Annotated in this window: 15 protein-coding genes and 4 pseudogenes; 14 read left to right on the top strand and 5 right to left on the bottom strand. The window is 72.8% G+C overall.

Translation table 11 applies throughout. The annotated features are described in order from the left end of the window. The first annotated feature begins 122 nt into the window (after positions 1-122). The 6 genes and pseudogenes from ACEXOX_RS36415 (at position 123) to ACEXOX_RS36390 (ending at position 7480) form a co-directional block, all read left to right on the top strand. Entirely contained in the window at positions 123-1622 is a 1500-nt protein-coding gene (locus tag ACEXOX_RS36415; protein WP_406525096.1) for a CoA-acylating methylmalonate-semialdehyde dehydrogenase, read from the top strand. A gap of 5 nt (positions 1623-1627) precedes the next feature. Next, positions 1628-2838 (top strand): annotated as a pseudogene (locus ACEXOX_RS36410) (acyl-CoA dehydrogenase family protein). Beyond that, positions 2835-3905, top strand: a complete 1071-nt coding sequence (locus ACEXOX_RS36405) for an enoyl-CoA hydratase/isomerase family protein (protein WP_406525095.1) — start codon at positions 2835-2837, stop codon at positions 3903-3905. Before ACEXOX_RS36410 ends, ACEXOX_RS36405 begins: the two are co-directional and overlap by 4 nt. Positions 3906-3967: 62 nt before the next feature. Continuing rightward, positions 3968-4873, top strand: coding sequence for a 3-hydroxyisobutyrate dehydrogenase (gene mmsB / locus ACEXOX_RS36400; RefSeq protein WP_406526576.1), 906 nt, complete (start codon positions 3968-3970; stop codon positions 4871-4873). Further along, a complete protein-coding gene (locus ACEXOX_RS36395) occupies positions 4870-5679 on the top strand; it encodes an enoyl-CoA hydratase (RefSeq protein WP_406525094.1) in 810 nt (269 codons plus the stop codon). Before mmsB ends, ACEXOX_RS36395 begins: the two co-directional genes overlap by 4 nt. A gap of 115 nt (positions 5680-5794) precedes the next feature. Further along, positions 5795-7480 carry an IS1182 family transposase gene (locus tag ACEXOX_RS36390; protein WP_406523765.1) on the top strand — a complete coding sequence of 562 codons (1686 nt, stop codon included), beginning with the start codon at positions 5795-5797 and terminating at the stop codon, positions 7478-7480. Here the strand turns inward: ACEXOX_RS36390 and ACEXOX_RS36385 are convergent. Beyond that, a pseudogene (locus ACEXOX_RS36385) lies at positions 7477-8167 on the bottom strand (short-chain fatty acyl-CoA regulator family protein); the annotation flags it as partial. The gene ACEXOX_RS36390 and the pseudogene ACEXOX_RS36385 overlap by 4 nt on opposite strands. A 326-nt stretch (positions 8168-8493) precedes the next feature. Further along, entirely contained in the window at positions 8494-9633 is a 1140-nt protein-coding gene (locus ACEXOX_RS36380) for an acyl-CoA dehydrogenase family protein (RefSeq protein ID WP_406525093.1), read from the bottom strand. A 376-nt stretch (positions 9634-10009) separates the two neighbouring features. On the opposite strand from ACEXOX_RS36380, the gene ACEXOX_RS36375 reads away from it, so the two are divergent. Together ACEXOX_RS36375 and ACEXOX_RS36370 are read left to right on the top strand one after the other, a co-directional pair. Then, positions 10010-11665, top strand: a complete 1656-nt coding sequence (locus tag ACEXOX_RS36375; protein ID WP_406525092.1) for an AMP-binding protein — start codon at positions 10010-10012, stop codon at positions 11663-11665. Continuing rightward, positions 11662-12595 (top strand): annotated as a pseudogene (locus tag ACEXOX_RS36370) (PaaX family transcriptional regulator C-terminal domain-containing protein). Before ACEXOX_RS36375 ends, ACEXOX_RS36370 begins: the two are co-directional and overlap by 4 nt. 13 nt (positions 12596-12608) lie before the next feature. On the opposite strand, the gene ACEXOX_RS36365 reads toward ACEXOX_RS36370, so the two are convergent. Beyond that, entirely contained in the window at positions 12609-13373 is a 765-nt protein-coding gene (locus tag ACEXOX_RS36365) for an HAD family hydrolase (protein WP_406525091.1), read from the bottom strand. A gap of 403 nt (positions 13374-13776) precedes the next feature. On the opposite strand from ACEXOX_RS36365, the pseudogene ACEXOX_RS36360 reads away from it, so the two are divergent. Next, a pseudogene (locus tag ACEXOX_RS36360) lies at positions 13777-13959 on the top strand (hypothetical protein); the annotation flags it as partial. 254 nt (positions 13960-14213) lie between these two features. Then, positions 14214-14450, top strand: coding sequence for a hypothetical protein (locus ACEXOX_RS36355; RefSeq protein ID WP_406526704.1), 237 nt, complete (start codon positions 14214-14216; stop codon positions 14448-14450). Positions 14451-14491: 41 nt separating this feature from the next. Here ACEXOX_RS36355 and ACEXOX_RS36350 read toward each other — a convergent pair whose 3' ends face one another. Further along, positions 14492-15475 (bottom strand): MDR family NADP-dependent oxidoreductase, encoded by a 984-nt coding sequence (locus ACEXOX_RS36350; RefSeq protein WP_406526575.1) that lies wholly within the window; start codon positions 15473-15475, stop codon positions 14492-14494. A gap of 327 nt (positions 15476-15802) precedes the next feature. On the opposite strand from ACEXOX_RS36350, the gene ACEXOX_RS36345 reads away from it, so the two are divergent. The 3 genes from ACEXOX_RS36345 to ACEXOX_RS36335 all read left to right on the top strand — a co-directional run bounded on the left by ACEXOX_RS36345 (position 15803) and on the right by ACEXOX_RS36335 (position 17616). After that, positions 15803-16399, top strand: coding sequence for a ScbR family autoregulator-binding transcription factor (locus ACEXOX_RS36345; protein WP_406525090.1), 597 nt, complete (start codon positions 15803-15805; stop codon positions 16397-16399). 234 nt (positions 16400-16633) lie between these two features. After that, positions 16634-17332 (top strand): AfsA-related hotdog domain-containing protein, encoded by a 699-nt coding sequence (locus ACEXOX_RS36340; protein WP_406525089.1) that lies wholly within the window; start codon positions 16634-16636, stop codon positions 17330-17332. After that, positions 17284-17616 (top strand): AfsA-related hotdog domain-containing protein, encoded by a 333-nt coding sequence (locus ACEXOX_RS36335; protein WP_406525088.1) that lies wholly within the window; start codon positions 17284-17286, stop codon positions 17614-17616. Before ACEXOX_RS36340 ends, ACEXOX_RS36335 begins: the two co-directional genes overlap by 49 nt. A gap of 211 nt (positions 17617-17827) precedes the next feature. On the opposite strand, the gene ACEXOX_RS36330 is transcribed toward ACEXOX_RS36335, so the two are convergent. Continuing rightward, positions 17828-18184, bottom strand: coding sequence for a winged helix-turn-helix transcriptional regulator (locus tag ACEXOX_RS36330; RefSeq protein WP_406525087.1), 357 nt, complete (start codon positions 18182-18184; stop codon positions 17828-17830). A 73-nt stretch (positions 18185-18257) separates the two neighbouring features. On the opposite strand from ACEXOX_RS36330, the gene ACEXOX_RS36325 reads away from it, so the two are divergent. Continuing rightward, positions 18258-19184: an NADP-dependent oxidoreductase gene (locus ACEXOX_RS36325; protein ID WP_406525086.1), complete on the top strand. Its 927-nt coding sequence runs from the start codon at positions 18258-18260 to the stop codon at positions 19182-19184. The last annotated feature ends 13 nt before the right edge of the window (positions 19185-19197 follow it).

Below are 19197 nucleotides of genomic sequence, written 5' to 3'. Positions count from 1 at the left end.
GCGCTGACGGTTCCACGCCTTTCGCGTCCCACGGCCCCGCCCCTCGGTCCGCGCGCCATCCGCGCCGCCCGGGTGCCCGGCCGTGCCATCCCCGGATCTCACCTGACGAGAGCAGGCCTTCCATGGTCCGAGAACTGACCCACTTCATCGGCGGCGAGCACGTACCGGGAACATCGGGTGCCCACGGCGATGTGTACGACCCCAACACCGGCACCGTGCAGGCCCGGGTCCCGCTCGCGGACCGGGCCGGGACGACGGCCGCGATCGCCGACGCCGCGGCGGCCCAGCCGGAGTGGGGCGAGTGGAACCCGCAGCGGCGCGCCCGCGTCCTGCTGAACTTCCTGCGTCTGGTCGAGGGCGAGCGGGACGCGCTGGCCCGGCTGCTGTCGAGCGAACACGGCAAGACGGTCGCGGACGCGCACGGCGACCTCCAGCGCGGCCTGGAGGTGGTGGAGTTCGCGGCCGGCATCCCGCACCTGCTCAAGGGCGAGTTCACCGACAACGCCGGGACCGGCATCGATGTGCACTCGCTGCGCCGTCCCATCGGTGTGGTGGCCGGGATCACCCCGTTCAACTTCCCCGCGATGATCCCGCTGTGGAAGGCCGCGCCGGCCATCGCCTGCGGCAACGCATTCATCCTCAAGCCGTCCGAGCGGGCGCCTTCGGTGCCGCTGCGGCTCGCCGAGCTGTTCCTGGAGGCGGGCCTGCCGCCGGGCATCCTCAATGTCGTGCACGGCGGCAAGGAGTCGGTGGACACGCTGCTGGAGGACCCGCGCGTCGAGGCGCTCGGCTTCGTCGGGTCCACGCCGGTCGCCGCGCACATCTACGCGACGGCCGCCGCGCACGGCAAGCGCGCCCAGTGCTTCGGCGGTGCCAAGAACCACCTGATCGTGATGCCGGACGCCGACCTCGACCAGGTGGTGGACGCGCTGGTCGGCGCCGGGTACGGGTCGGCGGGCGAGCGCTGCATGGCGATCTCGGTCGCCGTACCGGTGGGCGAGGAGACCGCCGACGCGCTGGTGGCACGGCTCAAGGAGCGGGTCGGCACGCTGCGCATCGGCCGCTCCGACGACCCGCACGCCGACTTCGGGCCGCTGGTCAGCCGCGACGCGCTGGACCGGGTCCGCGCCTATGTGGACCTCGGTGTCACCGAGGGCGCGGAACTCGTCGTGGACGGGCGCGGCTTCACCCTGCCCGGCCACGAGGACGGCTTCTTCGCGGGCGCCTCGCTCTTCGACCGGGTCACCCCGGACATGCGGATCTACCAGGAGGAGATCTTCGGCCCGGTCCTGTCGGTGGTACGGGCGGCGGACTACGAGGAGGCGCTGCGGCTGCCCACGGAGCACCCGTACGGCAACGGCGTGGCCATCTTCACCCGCGACGGTGACACCGCGCGGGACTTCAGCCGCCGGGTGGACACCGGCATGATCGGCGTGAACGTGCCGATCCCGGTGCCGGTCGCGTACCACACCTTCGGCGCCTGGAAGCGGTCCGGCTTCGGCGACCTGAACCAGCACGGCCCGGACGCGATCCGCTTCTACACCCGCACCAAGACCGTCACCTCGCGCTGGCCCTCCGGGGTCAAGGAGGGCGCGAGCTTCACCATCCCGACGATGGGCTGAGCGCGATGAGCGTCATGACCACCGCCGCCACGGCGGCCTCGCTGACCTCCCTCACCGCCGACCAGCTCGCCATCGTCGAGACGACGCTGGACTTCGCGCAGGAGCACATCGCGCCGCACGCCGTGGCCTGGGACCAGGACAAGCACTTCCCCGTGGACGTACTGCGCAAGGCAGCCGGGCTCGGGCTCGGCGGGATCTACGTACGGGAGGAGTGCGGCGGCTCCGCGCTGAGCCGCGCGGACGGCGTGCTGGTCTTCGAAGTGCTGGCCACCGCCTGCCCGTCCATCGCGGGCTATCTCTCCATCCACAACATGGTCGCCTGGATGATCGACCGGTACGGTGTCGCCGCGCAGCGCGCCCGCTGGCTGCCCGGCCTGTGCTCGATGGCCGACCTGGGCAGCTACTGCCTGACCGAGCCGGGCGCCGGGTCCGACGCGGCGGCGCTGCGCACGCGTGCGGTGCGCGACGGCGACGACTACGTGCTGAGCGGCGTGAAGCAGTTCATCTCCGGCGCCGGGACCTCACAGGTGTACGTGGTGATGGCCCGCACCGGCGAGGACGGCCCCGGCGGCATCTCGGCGTTCCTCGTCGAACGGGACGACCCGGGGCTGTCGTTCGGCGCCAACGAGAAGAAGATGGGCTGGAACGCGCAGCCCACCCGCCAGGTGATCCTGGACGAGGTGCGCGTCCCCGCCGACCGGCGGCTCGGTGCGGAGGGCGACGGCTTCCGCATCGCGATGAGCGGCCTCAACGGCGGCAGGCTCGGTATTGCCGCCTGCTCCCTCGGCGGCGGGCAGAGCGCGCTGCACGCGGCGCAGGCGTACCTCGCGGACCGGGAGGCGTTCGGGGGCGGCTGCTGGAGGCGCAGGCGTTGCAGTTCCGGCTCGCCGACATGGCGACCGAGCTGGCCGCCGCCCGCGCGCTGGTGCGGCAGGCGGCCGAGGCGCTGGACCGCGCCGACCCGCAGGCGCCGCAGCTGTGCGCGATGGCCAAACGGTTCGCCACCGACACGGGCTACGCCGTCGCCGACCGTGCGCTGCAACTGCACGGGGGCTATGGCTACCTGAGTGAGTACGGCATCGAGAAGATCGTCCGCGATCTTCGGGTGCACCAGATCCTGGAAGGGACGAACGAGATCATGCGTTTGATCGTGGCCCGCGGGCTGACCGGGGCGAAGGGCGGCGGCGCCCGCGCCGGGGCGGAGGCCGCCCGATGACCGACGACTCCGTACTGCTGCGGACCGAGGGCCGCGCGGCGTACCTCACGCTCAACCGGCCCAAGGCCCTCAACGCCCTCGACCACGCCATGGTGCGCCGGATCGACGCGGCCCTGGACGCGTGGGAGCACGACCCCGCGGTGGAGACCGTGGTGATCACGGGTGCGGGTGAGCGCGGGCTGTGCGCGGGCGGCGACATCCGCGCCATCCACGCGGACGCGCGGTCCGGGGGCGGTGCCGCGTCCGCCGCGTTCTGGCGCGACGAGTACCGGCTCAACGCCCGTATCGCGCGCTTCCCCAAGCCGTATGCCGCCGTCATGGACGGCATCGTGATGGGCGGCGGCGTCGGCGTCTCGGCGCACGGCAGCGTACGGATCGTCACCGAGCGCTCCAAGGTCGCCATGCCCGAGACCGGCATCGGCTTCGTACCGGACGTCGGCGGCACGTACCTGCTGGCGCTGGCGCCCGGGGAGCTGGGTACGCACCTGGCCCTGACCGGTGCGCCGGTGGGGCCCGGGGACGCGCTGCTGTGCGGGCTCGCCGACCACTTCGTCCCGTCGGAGCGGGTGGCCGGGCTGCTCGCGGACCTCGCCGTCGCCCCGGTGCCCGAGGTACTGCCCCGGTACGTGCAGGAGGCACCCGAGGGCGAACTGGCGGCCCACCGCGAGTGGATCGACCCCTGCTACGCGGCCGGCACCGTCGAGGAGATCGTGGACCGGCTGCTCGGCAGCGGCGTCCCGGAGGCCAAGGAGGCCGCCGAGACGATCCTCGCCAAGTCCCCCACCTCGCTGAAGGTGACCCTGGCCGCGCTGCGCCGGGCCCGCGGCCTGGGACCGCTGGAGCGGGTCCTGGACCAGGAGTACCGCGTCTCGTGCGCGGCGCTGGCCTCGCCGGACCTGGTCGAGGGCATCCGCGCGCAGGTGATCGACAAGGACCGCGCGCCGCGCTGGTCCCCCGCCACCCTCGCCGAGGTCACCGACGAGGCCGTGGCCCGGTTCTTCGCCCCGCTCGGCGCCCGCGAACTGGGGCTCGCCGACGGTGCCGGTACGCAGGAGGTGCCCTGGTGAGCACGGAGACCCGGCAGGAGGGCGGCACGCCCGCCACCGTCGCCTTCGTCGGACTCGGCAACATGGGCGGCCCGATGGCCGCCAACCTGGTCAAGGCCGGTCACCGGGTGACCGGTTTCGACCTCGTACCGGAAGCGCTGGCGGCGGCCGCCGAGGCCGGTGTCGAGCCCGCCGCCTCGGCGGCCGCCGCCGTGACGGACGCGGACGTGGTGCTCACCATGCTGCCCGCCGGCCGGCACGTCCTGGCCCTCTACCAGGACGGCGGACTGCTCGCGGCGGCCCGCCCCGGCACCCTGTTCATCGACTGCTCGACCATCGACGTGGCCGACGCCCGCGCCGCCCACGAGGCCGCCGGACGCGCCGGTCACCAGGCGCTGGACGCACCGGTCTCGGGCGGTGTGGTCGGAGCCGAGGCCGGCACGCTGACGTTCATGGCGGGCGGCGGCGCGGCGGAGTTCGCGCGCGCCGAGCCGCTGCTCACGGCGATGGGCAAGAAGGCGGTGCACTGCGGCGCGGCGGGCGCCGGGCAGGCGGCGAAGATCTGCAACAACATGATCCTCGGCATATCGATGATCGGCGTCAGCGAGGCCTTCGTCCTCGGCGAGAGCCTGGGCCTGTCCCATCAGGCCCTGTACGACGTGGCGTCCACCGCCAGCGGCCAGTGCTGGGCGCTGAGCGTCAACTGCCCGGTGCCGGGCCCGGTACCGGGCAGCCCCGCCAACCACGACTACCGCCCCGGCTTCGCGGCACCGCTGATGGCCAAGGACCTGGGCCTGGCCGCCAACGCGGTCCGGGCCGCCGGCGTGGACGCGGAACTCGGCCTGCGCGCCGCCGAGCTGTACACGGCGTTCGCCGAGGGGGACGGCGCGGCGGAGGACTTCTCCGGGATCGTACGCGCCATCCGGCAGCGCTCCGGCGGCGGCGCGGACACACAGGCACCCGAGCAGAACGGAACGACGACCGCATGACCGACACCACCACGCCCGTGGACGACCGTACCCACCCCTACGAGACGATCCTCGTCGAGCGCACCGGCCGTACCGCCACACTCACCCTCAACCGCCCCAAGGCGCTCAACGCCCTCAACCTCCAGGTGATGACCGAGGTCGTGGCGGCCACCGAGGAACTGGACCGCGACCCGGACATCGGCTGCATCATCATCACCGGCTCGGCGAAGGCCTTCGCCGCCGGAGCCGACATCAAGGAGATGCGCCCGCGGTCGTACATGGACATGTACCTCAGCGACTGGTTCACCGCCTGGGACCGCCTCGGCGCCCTGCGCACGCCCACCGTCGCGGCGGTGGCCGGCCACGCGCTGGGCGGCGGCTGCGAACTGGCGATGCTCTGCGACATCCTGCTCGCCGCCGACACCGCCGTCTTCGGGCAGCCCGAGATCAAGCTGGGCGTCATCCCCGGCATCGGCGGCTCCCAGCGGCTCACCCGCGCCGTCGGCAAGGCCAAGGCGATGGACCTGTGCCTGACCGGCCGCACCATGGACGCGACGGAGGCCGAGCGCGCCGGACTGGTCTCCCGGGTGATACCGGCCGCCGACCTGCTGACCGAGGCCCGCACCGTCGCCGATCAGGTCGCGTCGATGTCGGCCCCGGTCGCGATGATGGCCAAGGAAGCCGTCAACCGCGCCTTCGAGACCACCCTCGCCGAGGGTGTGCGCTTCGAACGCCGCCTGTTCCACGCGGTGTTCGCCACCGCGGACCAGAAGGAGGGCATGGCGGCGTTCGTGGAGAAGCGTGCGGCGGAGTTCCGGCACCGCTAGTGAGGTCCGGCCCGTCCCGCCGCGCCGGACGCTGTTGGCGAATTGACTGCGTGTGACCTTGTCGGCCCCCGAGACTTGTTCTCGGGGGCCGACGTCGTGCGTGTGGAGGTCGGCGGTGTCGTTGCGGGCGGGGAAGCCGCGGGAGGTTCCGGCGGAGACAGTGCGGGTGGCCCGGGCGGCCTTCCCGAAGGGGAGCCTGGCGATCCGGGTTCGGGACGAGTTGGGAACGCTGTTTTGTGACGAGGAGTTCGCGGGGCTGTTTCCCGCGCGGGGCAAACCTGCCTGGTCACCTGGCCGACTCGCGTTCGTGCTGGTGTGGCAGTTCGTGGAGGGGCTGACTGACCGGCAGGCCGCGGAGGCGGTGCGGGCGAGGATCGACGTCAAGTACGCACTCGGGCTTGAACTCGGTGACCCGGGGTTCGACCACTCGGTGCTCTCGGAGTTCAGGGACCGTTTGATCGCCGCCGAGGCCGGGCGGCAGGTCCTGGACGGGATCTTGGACGCGGCCCGAGGGCGCGGGCTGATCAAACCCGGCGGCCGGGCCAGGACCGACTCCACGCACGTGCATGGTGCGGCCCGCGAGCTGAACTGGCTGGAGCACGTCGCGGAGACACTGCGGTCCGCACTGAACGCGCTGGCCGAGGCTGACCCCGAGTGGCTGGTGGAGGTGGCAGAGCCGGACTGGTTCCACCACTACGCCACTCGGGCGGAGGAATCACGCTTCCCTCAGGCCCGATCCCAGAGAACCGGGGTCGGCCTGCGCATCGGGGCAGACGGGATGCACCTGCTGCAGGCCGTGGTCCGTGCAGACGGGGCCGACTGGCTGCGTGTGCTGCCGGAGGTGGAGGCCCTGCGGCAGATCTGGGTCCAGCACTTCCACCTGGTGGAGGGAGAGGTGGCCCGCCGAGGCTCAAAAGACCGCCCGCCAGGCGCTCTGCGCCTGGTGGGCCCCTATGACATCGAGGCGCGCTGCGGCCGGAAGAACGACACCCGTTGGGACGGCTACAAGGTCCACCTGACCGAGACCTGCGAGCCGGACGCCGTGCACCTGATCACGAACGTGGTCACCACCGCCGGAGCGGTATCCGACGACCGGATGGCCGCCGTCGTCCACAACGGCCTTGCCGCGCGCGGCCTGCTGCCCGCAGAACACTGGGTGGACGCCGGTTACGCCAACGCTCTCGCGCTGGCCGCGGCACACCGGGACCACGGCGTCGCGCTGCACGGCCCCCTCAAGGCGGTGACCTCGGCCCAGTCCCAGGGCGAAGCTACCTACGGTCAGGACGCCTTCGCCATCGACTGGGATCAGCATCAGGTGACCTGCCCCAACGGCAAGACCGCCACAAGCTGGCGGGACGCTCGCTCCCAGGCTGGGCTCCCCGTGATCCGCGTGCAGTTCCCCTTGCACGACTGCCGGACCTGCACCATGCGAGCTGATTGCCTCGGCTCCACCAACCGACGCTATCGCGAGCTCACGCTGCGGCCCGAAACCGAGTACGAAGCCCTTCGACAGGCTAGAGCCCTCCAGCAAACCGATGAGTGGAAGGAGAGGTACAAGATCCGCGCTGGAGTCGAAGGCACCATCTCCCAGGGAGTCCTGCGCTGTGACCTGCGCAGATCCCGCTACCGGGGCCTGGCCAAGACCAGCCTCCAACACCAGCTCACCGGCGCTGCAATCAACCTCGCCCGCATCGACGCCCACCTCACCGGAACGCCCAGGGCCCGCACCCGCACCAGCCACTTCGCAGCACTTCGCCCCGCCGAACCAGTCGACGGGGCGAAGCAACACAGCCCGAATTAACCAACAGCGTCCGCCGCGCCGGGGCGGGCCCCGACCACCGGATACGGCACATGCGTACGCCGGTCCGGGTCCACGGCGAGGCGGCCGCCCGCCGGGGGCGGGCGCGCTGGGCGCAGTCGCGGCGTTCGCACAGGCGGCAGCCGAGGCCGATGGGGGTGGCGGCGCGGGGATCGTCCAGGGCGATGCCCGCGGCGTAGACGAGGCGGTGGGCGTGGCGGAGTTCGCAGCCGAGGGCGACGGCGAAGTCGGCGCGGGGCGCGTGGTGGCCGAAGCCGCCGCGGGTCACCGTGCGGGCGATCCAGAAGTGGCGTTTGCCGTCCGGCATCTCGGCGACCCGGATGAGGACGCGGCCGGGGCGGCGAACGCCTCGTAGACCGTCCACAGGGGGCAGGTGCCACCGAGGCGGGAGAAGTGGAAGTCGGTGGCGGACTGGCGTTTGGAGATGTTGCCGGCCCGGCCCACCCGCAGGAAGGCGAAGGGGACGCCGCGCCGGCCGGTGCGCTGGAGGGTGCTGAGCCGGTGGCAGACCGTCTCGAAACCGACGCCGAAGCGGGTCTGGAGAAGTTCGATGTCGTAGTGCAGTTCCTCGGCGGCCGTGTGGAAGGCGGTGTACGGCATGAGGAGCGCACCCGCGAAGTAGTCGGCGAGGCCGATGCGGGTGAGGGCGGCGGATTCGGGCGAGGAGGGGCGGGCGGGGGCGGAGGCGCGCTCAGCCTCGCCCATCGTCGTGACCCGCCGTACTCCGTCGGCGCTGCTCCCCGGATCGGCTGCGCGAAGATCCACTTGGGGCGGGAGGTCCGTCACCTTCTCGTCGGTGACCGCCGGATCGACGTGCGCGGACGGCGCAGGCTCGTCATCGCCTGGCGGTCCGCCCGCGCCGGGCTCCGTCCCCTCGTCGTGGCTCTCGGGCGCGATGGCGCGGAGTTCTCCCGTCTCGGCCCCGAAGACGTCCTGGACTCGCACACCTGGGCGCTGCTGAGAGAGGAACCGCAGGAGGACGGTTGAGCCGGCGTTCACCCCTCCCGGAACAGCTCCCGCGCGATGATCGACCGCTGGACCTCGGTGGCCCCCTCGTAGATGCGGGGTGCCCGGACCTCGCGGTAGAGGTGTTCCAGGAGGTGGCCGCGGCGCAGGGCGCGGGCGCCGTGGAGCTGGACGGCGGTGTCCACGGCGTGCTGGGCGGTCTCGGTGGCCAGGAGTTTGGCCATCGCGGAGCGCTTGGCGATGTCGGGGGCGCCGCTGTCGTACGCGGACGCGGCCGCGTGGACCAGGAGGCGGGCGGCCTCGATACGGGTGGCCGTCTCGGCGAGCTGGTGGGAGACCGACTGGAGGTCCTTGAGCGGGCCGCCGAACGCCGTGCGTTCCGCGGCATGGGCGAGGGCGGCGTCCAGGGCGGCCTGGGCCATGCCCACCGCGAAGGCGCCGACGCTCGGGCGGAAGAGGTTCAGGGTGCGCATCGCGACGCCGAAGCCGCGGTCCACCTCGCCCACCACGTCGTCGCGGGTGACCGGGACGCCGTCGAAGGCCAGGGTGCCGATCGGGTGCGGGCTGAGCATGTCCAGCGCGGTGCCGGACAGGCCGGGGCGGCCGGCCGGGACGAGGAAGGCGGTGATGCCGCGGGAGCCCACGCCGCCGCCGGTGCGGGCGAAGACGGTCGCGAAGTCGGCCTCGGGCGCGTTGGAGATCCAGCACTTCTCGCCGGTGAGCCGCCAGCGGCCGGCGCTCGGCGGGCCGTCCGGCTCGGCGGCCAGGGCAAGCGCGGCGGCGTCGGAGCCCGCGGCCGGCTCGCTCAGCGCGAAGGACGCCACCGCGCGGCCCGCGACCACCTCGGGCAGCCAGCGGTCCCGCTGGGCGGCCGTTCCGGACTGGACGACCGGGTACGTGCCCAGGCCCTGGAGTGCGAGCGCGGTCTCGGCCTCGGTCGACTCCTGGGCCAGCGACTCGCGCAGCAGGCACAGGTCGAGGGCGCGTACCGGTCTTTCGGCGGGGAACATACGGCGCAGCAGGCCGAGTTCGCCGAGGGCGGCCACCAAGGGCCGGTTGACGCGGCCGGGCTCGCCGCGTTCCGCCAGCGGGCGCAGCCGCTCGGCGGCGAGGGCGCGCAGCTCGGCGCACCACTTCCGGTCCTCCGGTTCCAGCGCGAATGCGGTCACGGGCGGCTCCCTCGTCTCGGGCCCGGGGTGTGGCCGGGCGGGTCGCTCGGGGCGGTGTGGTGCGCAGTGCTGAGGGGTGCTGTGGCGCGGCGTGCTGAGGGGTGCTGCGGCGTCGGTGAACGGTGCGGTACCGCCCGCGCCGCCGGACCGTATCGCGCTCTGTTGACTGTCGTCACCGACACGTTACGCTGACGGCGGGCCGGCACGGCAGTACCCGGACGGTTTCCTCCGCACGTCACGGCCGGGTGCCGGGCAGGCCCTAGGTCCTGGTCGTCGCATTCCCGCCTGCTGTGCGGGCGGAACGACGGGAAGGTGACGACAGGACCCAGCAAGGTTCCGAGCGTCCCCGCCGTCGTCCGCAAGGGGGCATCCCGGCATGGACCTGACGCCTTCGGCACACCTCGACACCTTCACCCGCGACCACCTACCGCCGGCCGACCAGTGGCCGCGCCTCACGGACCTCGGGTATCCCGGGCGGCTCAACTGCGGCGCCGAACTGCTCGACGCCACGATCGAGCGGCTGGGCACCGGCCGCCCGGCCTTCCGGGACGCGTCCGGCACGGTCTGGACGTACGGGGAACTGCGCGAGCGGGTGGACCGCGTCGCGCACGCCCTCACCGACGACCTCGGTGTGCTGCCCGGCCACCGGGTCCTGCTGCGCGGCCCCACCACGCCCCTGCTGGCCGCCTGCTGGCTGGCGGTGATGAAGGCGGGCGCGGTGGCCATGACCGTGCTGGCCGCCCAGCGCCCGCACGAGCTGGCGACGATCTGCGGCCTGGCCCGGGTGCAGCACGCGCTGTGCGACGTACGGGTGGTCGGGGACCTGGCGGCGGCCGGTGTGCCGGGACTGCGGATCACCCCGTACGGCGGGGACGGCCCCGGGGACCTGCTGCGGCTCGCCGGGCGGCATCCGGGCCCGTACGAAGCGGTGCCGACCGCGGCCGACGACGTCGCGCTGATCGCGTTCACCTCGGGCACCACCGGGCGGCCCAAGGGCTGCATGCACTTCCACCGCGACGTGCTGGCCATCGCCGACACCTTCTCCGCGCAGGTGCTGCGGCCCGCCCCGGACGACGTGTTCGCAGGGAGTCCGCCGCTCGGCTTCACCTTCGGGCTCGGCGGGCTGGTGATCTTCCCGCTGCGGGCCGGCGCGTCGGCGTACCTGGCCGACTGGGGCGGCCCGGAGCAACTGCTGCGCGACATCGCGCGGCACCGCGTCTCCGTGCTGTTCACCGCGCCGACCGCCTACCGGGTCATGCTCACGAAGCTGCCCGGGTACGACCTCTCCTCGCTGCGCCGCTGTGTGTCGGCGGGCGAGAACCTGCCCGCCGCGACCTGGCGGGCGTGGGAACGGGCGACCGGTCTGCGCATCATCAACGGCATCGGCGCGACGGAACTGCTGCACATCTTCGTCTCGGCCGCCGACGAACGGGCCAGGCCGGGGACGACGGGCGTGCCGGTGCCCGGGTTCGAGGCGCGGGTGGTCGACGCGGACGGCCGGCCGGTGCCGGACGGGACGCCGGGGCTGCTCGCGGTGCGCGGCCCGACGGGCTGCCGCTATCTGGCGGACGCGCGGCAGCGGGAGTACGTACGCGACGGCTGGAACCTGACCGGCGACACCTACGTCCGGGACGCGGACGGCTACTTCAGCTACGTGGCACGGGCGGACGACATGATCATCTCGGCCGGGTACAACATCGCCGGACCCGAGGTCGAGGACGCCCTGCTGCGCCATCCCGACGTCGCCGAGGCGGCGGTCGTCGGACGGGCCGACGCGGAGCGCGGCCAGATCGTGGTGGCCCACCTCGTGCTGCGTACGGGGGTGCCGCGCGGGGCGGAGACGGTGGCGGCGCTGCGCGCGTTCACCAAGGAGGCGATAGCGCCGTACAAGTGCCCGCGTGAGATCGTCTTCCACGACGCGCTGCCCCGGACGCCGACGGGCAAGCTCCAGCGCTTCCGGTTGCGCGGGGGCGGAGGCGGGAGTCCGGGGGCCGCGGACCGGGACACGACGAGGCGGGAAACGATGACGTGAGCGACCAGTACGCGCAGGGCACGCCGGGGTCCCTGATCGTCACCTTCTACGGTGCGTACGGGCGCGGGTGGGCGGACGGCCCGGAGGGTCCGGGCGGCCTCGACGTCGCGGACCGCGCGGACGGCCCGGACGGCGGGGACCGCACGGACGGCCCACCCGGCCCGGTGCCGGTCGCCGCGCTGATCAGGCTGCTCGGAGTGCTCGGCGTCGACCCGCCGTCGGTGCGCTCGGCGGTCTCCCGCCTCAAACGCCGCGGGCTGCTTGTCGCCGCCCGTACGGAGTCGGGAGCCGCCGCGTACGGCCTCTCGGACGCCGCGCACCAGCTCCTGGACGACGGTGACCGGCGGATCTACGGCCGGCCGTCCCCCGCGCCGTCGGACGGCTGGGTGCTGGCCGTCTTCTCGGTGCCCGAACAGGAACGGCACAAGCGGCACTTGCTGCGCTCGCGGCTGGCCAGGCTCGGATTCGGCACGGCCGCGCCGGGGGTGTGGATCGCGCCCTCCCTCTGTACGACGAGACCCGGCACACCCTGGACCGGCTGCGCCTCTCCCCGTACGTCGACCTGTTCACCGGCGCGCACGCGGGCTTCGAGCCGACCGCCGACGCGGTGGCGCGCTGGTGGGACCTGGAATCGCTGGCCGGACGGCACCGTGCGTTCCTGGCGGCCCACGAGCCGGTGCTGCGCCACTGGTCGGGCCGCCGCCCCGGCCGGCCCGAGGCGGCGTACCGCGACTACCTGTACGCGCTCGACGCCTGGCGCCGCCTCCCGTACGCGGACCCCGGCCTGCCCTCTCCCTCCTGCCCGAGGACTGGCCGGGCGGCCACGCGGCGGACGTCTTCGGCCAGTTGCACACGCGGCTGCGGGCGGCGGGCGCCCGGTTCGTGCGGACGGCGCTCGACGGGCCGGGCCGGGCGGCGGTCACCGCCTGACGCCCGCGCGCGGTCAGCGTCTCCGCTGCTGGGAAGCGGTGGCGGCCATCGGACGCGGCCGGGCGGCCGCGATGGTGGAGACGACCTCCTTGAAGGAGCCGCACATACGGGTACCGGCCACCGCGGCCAACTCGCCGAACCTGCCCACCCCGTAGGTGACCGCGACTGGTTCCATACGGGCCGTCACCGCCATCCGCATGTCGCTGACCGTGTCGCCCACGTACGCGCTCTCCCACGGCGCCACCCCCAGGTCGGCGGCGGCCCGCAGCACCATTTCCGGGTGCGGCTTGCCGCGCCGGACCATCTCCTGGCTGATGACGGGGCCCAGCAGGTCCCGGATGCCCAGCACGTCCAGCAGGGCCTCGGCGCCGCGGGTGCCCTTCGATGTCGCCACGGCCAGCTCGATGCCGTGCGCGCGCAGCGCGGACAGGCCGGCGGCCACGCCGGGGAAGAGTAACCGCGGCCCCTCGCGCAGCACTTCGCATGCGAACAGCTCGCGGTAGCGGCCGATGGCGGCCGCCACCGCGTCGTGGTCCTCCGGCATCCCGAGCAGCTTGCCGAAGGCCGGCCCCGGCGGCTTGCCGATCGCGGCGGCGGCCTGCCGGGGCGTGACCGAACGGCCCTGTTCGGAGGCGACCTTGACCAGCAGCCTGCTGATCGCCGGCAGGGTGTTGGCGAGGGTTCCGTCGAGATCGAAGACGGCGGCCCTGATGGTCTCGCCGACCGCGGCCCGCGCGGCGCCCCGGGGACGTGGCACGGCTCCCGCTGAATCACGCATTGCTCGACACCTTCCGATTTCCTGTGAGCTTTGTGCATCTGTGGGTCCGGTCGCCTTTCGTGACGACGGCGCCGGACGCGGGAAGACGTGCCGACGGCGCCCACCCGGCAAGCGGCGGACGCGCCGGCGCACACCGGTGTCCAGGAGTGGCGTGCCCGCCCCGGAGCGGACGTGCTCCGGTTGAGCCCCTCCCCTGCCTCGCCTCCGCCAGATTTAAAAACCGTCTGCGCTGTTTGTCAATGCACCCTGCGTCGCTTCCTGCACGCAGAGCCACCATCCCATGGCGCCGCGGGGACACCGGAACTGAGGGGTAGTGACGCAGACAGCAAACACGTACACACCACCAGCATCAGAAGATCACTGCAATAACAGCAGTCACTCCCTAGGGCAGTTTCCGAACCGCATGGTTGGTTTAGTATGTAGAATGCCGTGCGCTCACAGCCGGACTAGAGACAGGACGGACACTGTGCCGACGCAGCATCGAGCGATACAAAGCCGCCAGGCTCTCCTCCGATCGGCCGCCGAGGCCTTCACCGAGAAGGGCGTGCCCGCCTCGGGCATGGTCGACATCAGCCGACGCGCCCGGCTGAGCAAAGGAGCTCTCTACTTCCACTTCGCGTCCAAGGAAGACCTCACCTTCGCGGTACGGGACGAGGCCCTCGGCGCGCTGCGGATCCTGGAGGACGAACTGGCCCGCGCCCCGCACCCGGCCCCCGCCGCCGTACGGGACTTCGCCATCGGGCTGCTCGGCCGGGTGGACACCGACGTCGTCGTACGGGCCGGACTCCAGCTGCGCCCGGAAACCGCGCCGGGCATCGCCGAACCGGCACTCCAACAGCGATGGTTCGCCCTCTTTCTGGAGAAGATCACGGCCGACCAGGCAGCCGGGAAGCTGCCCCCGGCGACGACCCGCGGCGCTCCGCACGGCTGCTCACCGCACTCGTCGTCGGCCTGCTGCACCTGGGTCAGGAAGACCGTACCTGGTGGGAGAGGGACGTCGTCACGGACCTGTGGGCACCGTTACTGCCCAGCGGGGCGGACACGGCGGCCGGGCCCGTACCGGAACCGGCCCACTGACCACCCCGCGGCGGCTCACCACCCGGCCGGCACCGGCCCGTTCACACCTCGACCAGCACCGCGCCCGTATGGCGGCCCCGCGTCAGTTCGCACAGGGCTCGCGGTGCCTGGTCGAGACCCCGCACCCGGGTGTGGGCGAAGACCAGGGAGCCGTCCCGCAGTCCGCGCCCGAACTCCGCCGTCCACTCCTGGACCGCATCGGGGTGGTCGACCATCGAGAAGCCCCGCATCGCGACCCGGCGCGTCACCATGAGCACGGAGTCCACCTCGACCGGCGCCGCCATGCCCGCGCCGCCGCCCAACTGCCCGGAGAGCGCGCCCACCAGCGCGAACCGCGCGCCCGTACGGGCCACGGCGAGCGCCGCGCGCAGCTGTTCACCGCCGACGAGATCCAGCAGGACGTCGATGCCGTCCGGCGCCGCCCGGCGCAGCTGCTCCTCGACCGGTCCCGCGCCGCGGAGCACCACGTCGTCGTAGCCGAGCGTCTCCCTCAGGTACGGGACCTTGTGCGCGGACCCCGTGCTCCCGATGACGCGGACCGCGCCCAGCCGCTTGGCCAGCAGCCCCGCCATGCTCCCGACGCCGCCCGCCGCCCCCGTCACGAACACGGTGTCCCCGGGGCCGGTCTGCGCGGCACGGGTCAACGCGGCCCAGGCGGTCGCGCCCTGTGACAGGTGCGCGGCGGGATCGGGCAGCTCGCCCGGCTCGACGCGCCGGGCCCGGCCCTCCTCCACCGCCGCGAACTCCCGCCAGCCGTACGGGTGCACCACCAGGTCGCCGGGTGCGAACCCGCCGCCGGAGGCCCGTACGACCTCGCCCAGCGCCGTTCCCCACAGCGCCTGCCCCGGCGCGAAGGACGGCATCGGCAGATCGGCGTCGGTCATCATCGTGCTCATGGCCGCCGTCACCGCCATGATCCGGTTGCGTACGAGCAGCCGGCCCGGGCCCGCGGTGGGCACCGGCGCCTCGGCGAGCGTGAAGTGCTCCGGCCCGAGGGCCCCTCGGAGGCGGGCGGCGAGCCGGATCTCCTGGTGGGTGGCGGGGACTTCCGGGTCCGAGGAGGCGGACGGGGCTAAGCGGGCGGGCGGGGCCGGGGGTACGGAAGGGGCGGGTGGTTCGGGTACGGCGTTCGACGCGGTCACGGCGGACTCCTGTGAGATGGGCGGCTTCCGGCGGGCTCTGGCGAGGTAACCGCCGACCCGCCCGTTTCAATACCGCATGGTTGGCTTTTTTAACGTGCCGAAAATACACTGACGGACCGGACTCATAAGGTTGCCCCCAAGCACGACACCCCCTCGAAGAGCACGCGAAAAGCATACGGAGGACGATCGGTGGTCAAGCAGGAACGCGCAGTGCGCACGCGACGTGCCGTCCTCGAAGCGGCGGCGCAGGTCATCGGCACGCGCGGGTACGAAGCGGCCACGATGGCGGAGATCATCCAGCGGGCCGGCGTGACGAAAGGCGCCCTGTACTTCCACTTCGCCTCCAAGGACGCCCTCGCCCGCGCCGTCATCGCGGAACAGACCGACCCCTTCATCCCTCAGGTCACCGACTCCCGGCTGCAGGACGCCATCGACTTCACGCACCAGGTGGCGATAGGGCTGCGGGACGATCCGCTGCTCCAGGCCGGCACCCGGATCGCCGTCGAGACCACGTTCACCGACGAGCCGCTGGTCCCCTACCAGGCCTGGATCGACATCGTCACGACGATGTTCGCCGACGCCAAGGAGAAGGGCGAACTGCTCCCGGCGATCGCGCCGGAGCGGGCCGCGGAGTTCTTCGTCTCCGCGTACATGGGGGTGCAGCTGTTCTCGCACGCCGCGTCCAACCGTCTCGACCTGCCCGAACGCGTCACGGCACTCTGGAAGCACATCCTCCCCGGCCTGGCCTCGCCGGGCGCGCTGAGTCATCTCGACCCGCACGGCCGCTCGGTACAGACCGCGGCCTGACGGCCCGGCAAGCCGCACCCCCACTCCCGGCGGCCGCTCCAGCCCGCACCGGCTGCCGCTCCGGCCGTCGGCGCTCCCCTCCGCACCGGCCACCACCCCCTGTGCTCCCCGGCAAGAAAGCCGGTGGAAGCACTAGAAAACAAACCATCCGGTTTGTATCTTGGGCCGCGTCGGTCCGCCACCGAGGCCCACCCCGTCCGAGCGGAGTGAGCCGCTACCAGGGAGGGAACCCGCATGGCCAGCGCCACGCTCACCGCGCCGTCCACCGCAGCAGACCACCGTCCGTGCGCCGGACGGGAGCACCGCAGCCTCTCGGACCTGCCGCCGCTGACGACCACCGTGCCCCGGCAGTACGTGCACCGGACCGCCGTGTCCGAGGTGTTCCTGACCGACTGGCGCCGCGCGGGGAGCGGCGCCTGGGCGGTGAGCGCCCAGTGGCCGCGGGCGCACAGTTTCTACGGCCCGGTCGATGGTCTGCACGACCCCATGCTGCTCGTGGAGACGATGCGGCAGGCCAGCATCCTGCTGGCGCACGTGGCGCACGACGTACCCCTCGACCACCCGATCATCTGGCAGGCCCTGCGCTACTCCCTCCGCCCCGAGGCACTGCGCGTCACCGGCGCACCCGCCGAGATAGAACTGCACATCACCGACCACGACCTGCTGCACCGCGGCAGGAGGCTGGCAGGCGCGCGACTGCGGTACCACGTCCTGCGCGACGGCGCCGAACTGGCCACCGCCGAACTGCACTTCGCCTGCCAGACCCCCGCCGTCTACCGCCGGTTGCGCGGCGAGTACAGCGACGTCCAGCGGGCCAACGCCCGCACACTGGACCTGGCCGAGCCGGTCGCCCCCGACTGGTCGCCCGCGACCGCACCGACGACGTGGTCCTCTCCCCCACCGGCCACGCCAACCGCTGGCAGCTACGGGTGAACACCGCGCACCCGGTGCTCTTCGACCACCCCGTGGACCACGCCCCCGGCATGCTGATGGTGGAGGCCGCCCGACAGGCCGCGCACGCCGCCGCCGGCCCCGGCTTCTCCCTGCCCGCCGACATGGAGTGCGCCTTCCACCGCTACGGCGAACTGGACGCCCCGTGCTGGGTCGAGGTGGCCCCGGGACACGCCACGCAGGACCGCCACCTTCTCGACATCACCATCCAGCAGAACGGCCACCCCGTCTTCACGGCCCGCACCGCGGACCGGACGCTGCGCTGAACCTCAGGACACGCACCGTGTGCGTCAGGCGCGACAAGCAGGGGTGGCGTAAGGACATGACGGCTCGCCGCCTCTGCCGAAATGGCCCGGGAACAGGAAATGCGCACGGAAGGCGAACAGGGCCTGATTGCGAAATGCTCCGCGCGCAGCAGAAGAATGACGAGCTGCCGGGAGAATGCGTCACCTTCGGGTATCGGACGGTGCGCGGACCTCATTCGGCGTCGAGCGCGTCGAGCACCGCTTCGCCGTTCGCCATGGCCCACTCGGTCAGCATGTGGATCGGTTCGATCAGTGTCTCCCCGAGCGGGGTGAGTTCGTACTCGACGCGGGGCGGTGCCTCGGCGTAGGCGTGGCGGCGGACGAGGCCGTGTGCCTCCAGGCGGCGGAGCGTCTGGGTGAGCATCTTGCGGGAGATGCCACCGATCAGGTCGATCAGTTCGCCATGGCGCACCGGGCCCCTGCTGAGGCCGTAGAGCACGACCACCGTCCATTTGTCGGCGATCAGCTCGACCGCCATACGCGCCGGGCAGTCGGCGAGGAAGGGACCACCGGGGCCGAAACCGCTCATGGCGCCAAAGGTACCTGCTGGTTCCTGTCGGATACCTAGCCTGGTTTCTCCCCCTTTCCGAGTCAGGAGAGTCATGCGAGTCATCACCCAGCAGACGCTCGGCGGTCCCGAGGTGCTCACTGTCGTGGACGCACCCGAGCCCCGGCCCCTTCCGACCGAGGTCCTCGTGCGCGTCAAGGCGATCGGACTGAATCCGCTGGAAGCGCGGCTGCGGGCCGGCGAGTTCCCGCTGGTGGGCCGGCCGCCGTTCACCCTCGGCTGGGACATCAGCGGTGTGGTCGAGGAGGCGCGGACATGGCGGTTCAGGCCCGGGGACGAGGTGTTCGGGATGCCGCTGTTCCCGCGGGCGGCGAACGCGTACGCCGAGGCCGTGTCGGCACCGGCGCTGCACCTGGCACGCAAGCCGGCCGCGCTCTCGCACGTCGAGGCGTCGGCGCTGCCGGTCGTCGGGCTGACGGCGTGGCAGGGCCTCGTGGACTTCGGCGGGGTGGGTGAGGGCGACCGTGTCCTGGTGCACGGCGGTGGCGGCGGGGTCGGCCATGTCGCGGTGCAGATCGCGAAGGCGCTCGGCGCGCACGTGATCGCGACCGCCGCCGGGAGCAAGCGGACGTTCGTCGAGGGCCTCGGCGCCGACGAGGTGGTCGACTACACGGCGGTCGACTTCACCGAGGCGGTGAGCGACATCGACGTCGTGCTCGACACGCTCGGCGGCGACACCGCCGAGCGGTCGCTCGGGGTGCTCCGCCCGGGCGGCCGCCTGGTGACGGCGGTCGCCGAGCAGAACGCGCGGCTCATCGCCGCGTCCGAGGCGGCCGGGATGCGCTTCAGCGGGATCGCGGTCGACCCCGATCCGGTCGCCCTGCGCGGCCTCGTCGCACTCGTCGAACAGGGCAGGCTCCGGGTCCATGTGCAGGAGACGTTCCCGTTCGAGCGTGTCGCCGACGCGCACCGGCTGCTCGACGGCGGTCACCTCCAGGGCAAGCTCGTCCTGACCGTCTGACCCCGTCGCCTCG

The organism is Streptomyces sp. Ac-502, assembly GCF_045222935.1.
Classification (GTDB): domain Bacteria; phylum Actinomycetota; class Actinomycetes; order Streptomycetales; family Streptomycetaceae; genus Streptomyces; species Streptomyces monomycini.
This window is presented reverse-complemented; position numbering and strand designations above follow the sequence as displayed.

What these genes read in the sequence shown, in the direction of transcription:
- ACEXOX_RS36415 (WP_406525096.1), top strand. Translation starts at nt 123, where the DNA reads ATGGTCCGAGAACTGACCCACTTCATCGGCGGCGAGCACGTACCGGGA.
- ACEXOX_RS36405 (WP_406525095.1), top strand. Translation starts at nt 2,835, where the DNA reads ATGACCGACGACTCCGTACTGCTGCGGACCGAGGGCCGCGCGGCGTAC.
- mmsB (WP_406526576.1), top strand. Translation starts at nt 3,968, where the DNA reads ATGGGCGGCCCGATGGCCGCCAACCTGGTCAAGGCCGGTCACCGGGTG.
- ACEXOX_RS36395 (WP_406525094.1), top strand. Translation starts at nt 4,870, where the DNA reads ATGACCGACACCACCACGCCCGTGGACGACCGTACCCACCCCTACGAG.
- ACEXOX_RS36375 (WP_406525092.1), top strand. Translation starts at nt 10,010, where the DNA reads ATGGACCTGACGCCTTCGGCACACCTCGACACCTTCACCCGCGACCAC.
- ACEXOX_RS36365 (WP_406525091.1), bottom strand. Translation starts at nt 13,373, where the DNA reads ATGCGTGATTCAGCGGGAGCCGTGCCACGTCCCCGGGGCGCCGCGCGG.
- ACEXOX_RS36355 (WP_406526704.1), top strand. Translation starts at nt 14,214, where the DNA reads ATGGTTCGCCCTCTTTCTGGAGAAGATCACGGCCGACCAGGCAGCCGG.
- ACEXOX_RS36340 (WP_406525089.1), top strand. Translation starts at nt 16,634, where the DNA reads ATGGCCAGCGCCACGCTCACCGCGCCGTCCACCGCAGCAGACCACCGT.
- ACEXOX_RS36330 (WP_406525087.1), bottom strand. Translation starts at nt 18,184, where the DNA reads ATGAGCGGTTTCGGCCCCGGTGGTCCCTTCCTCGCCGACTGCCCGGCG.
- ACEXOX_RS36325 (WP_406525086.1), top strand. Translation starts at nt 18,258, where the DNA reads ATGCGAGTCATCACCCAGCAGACGCTCGGCGGTCCCGAGGTGCTCACT.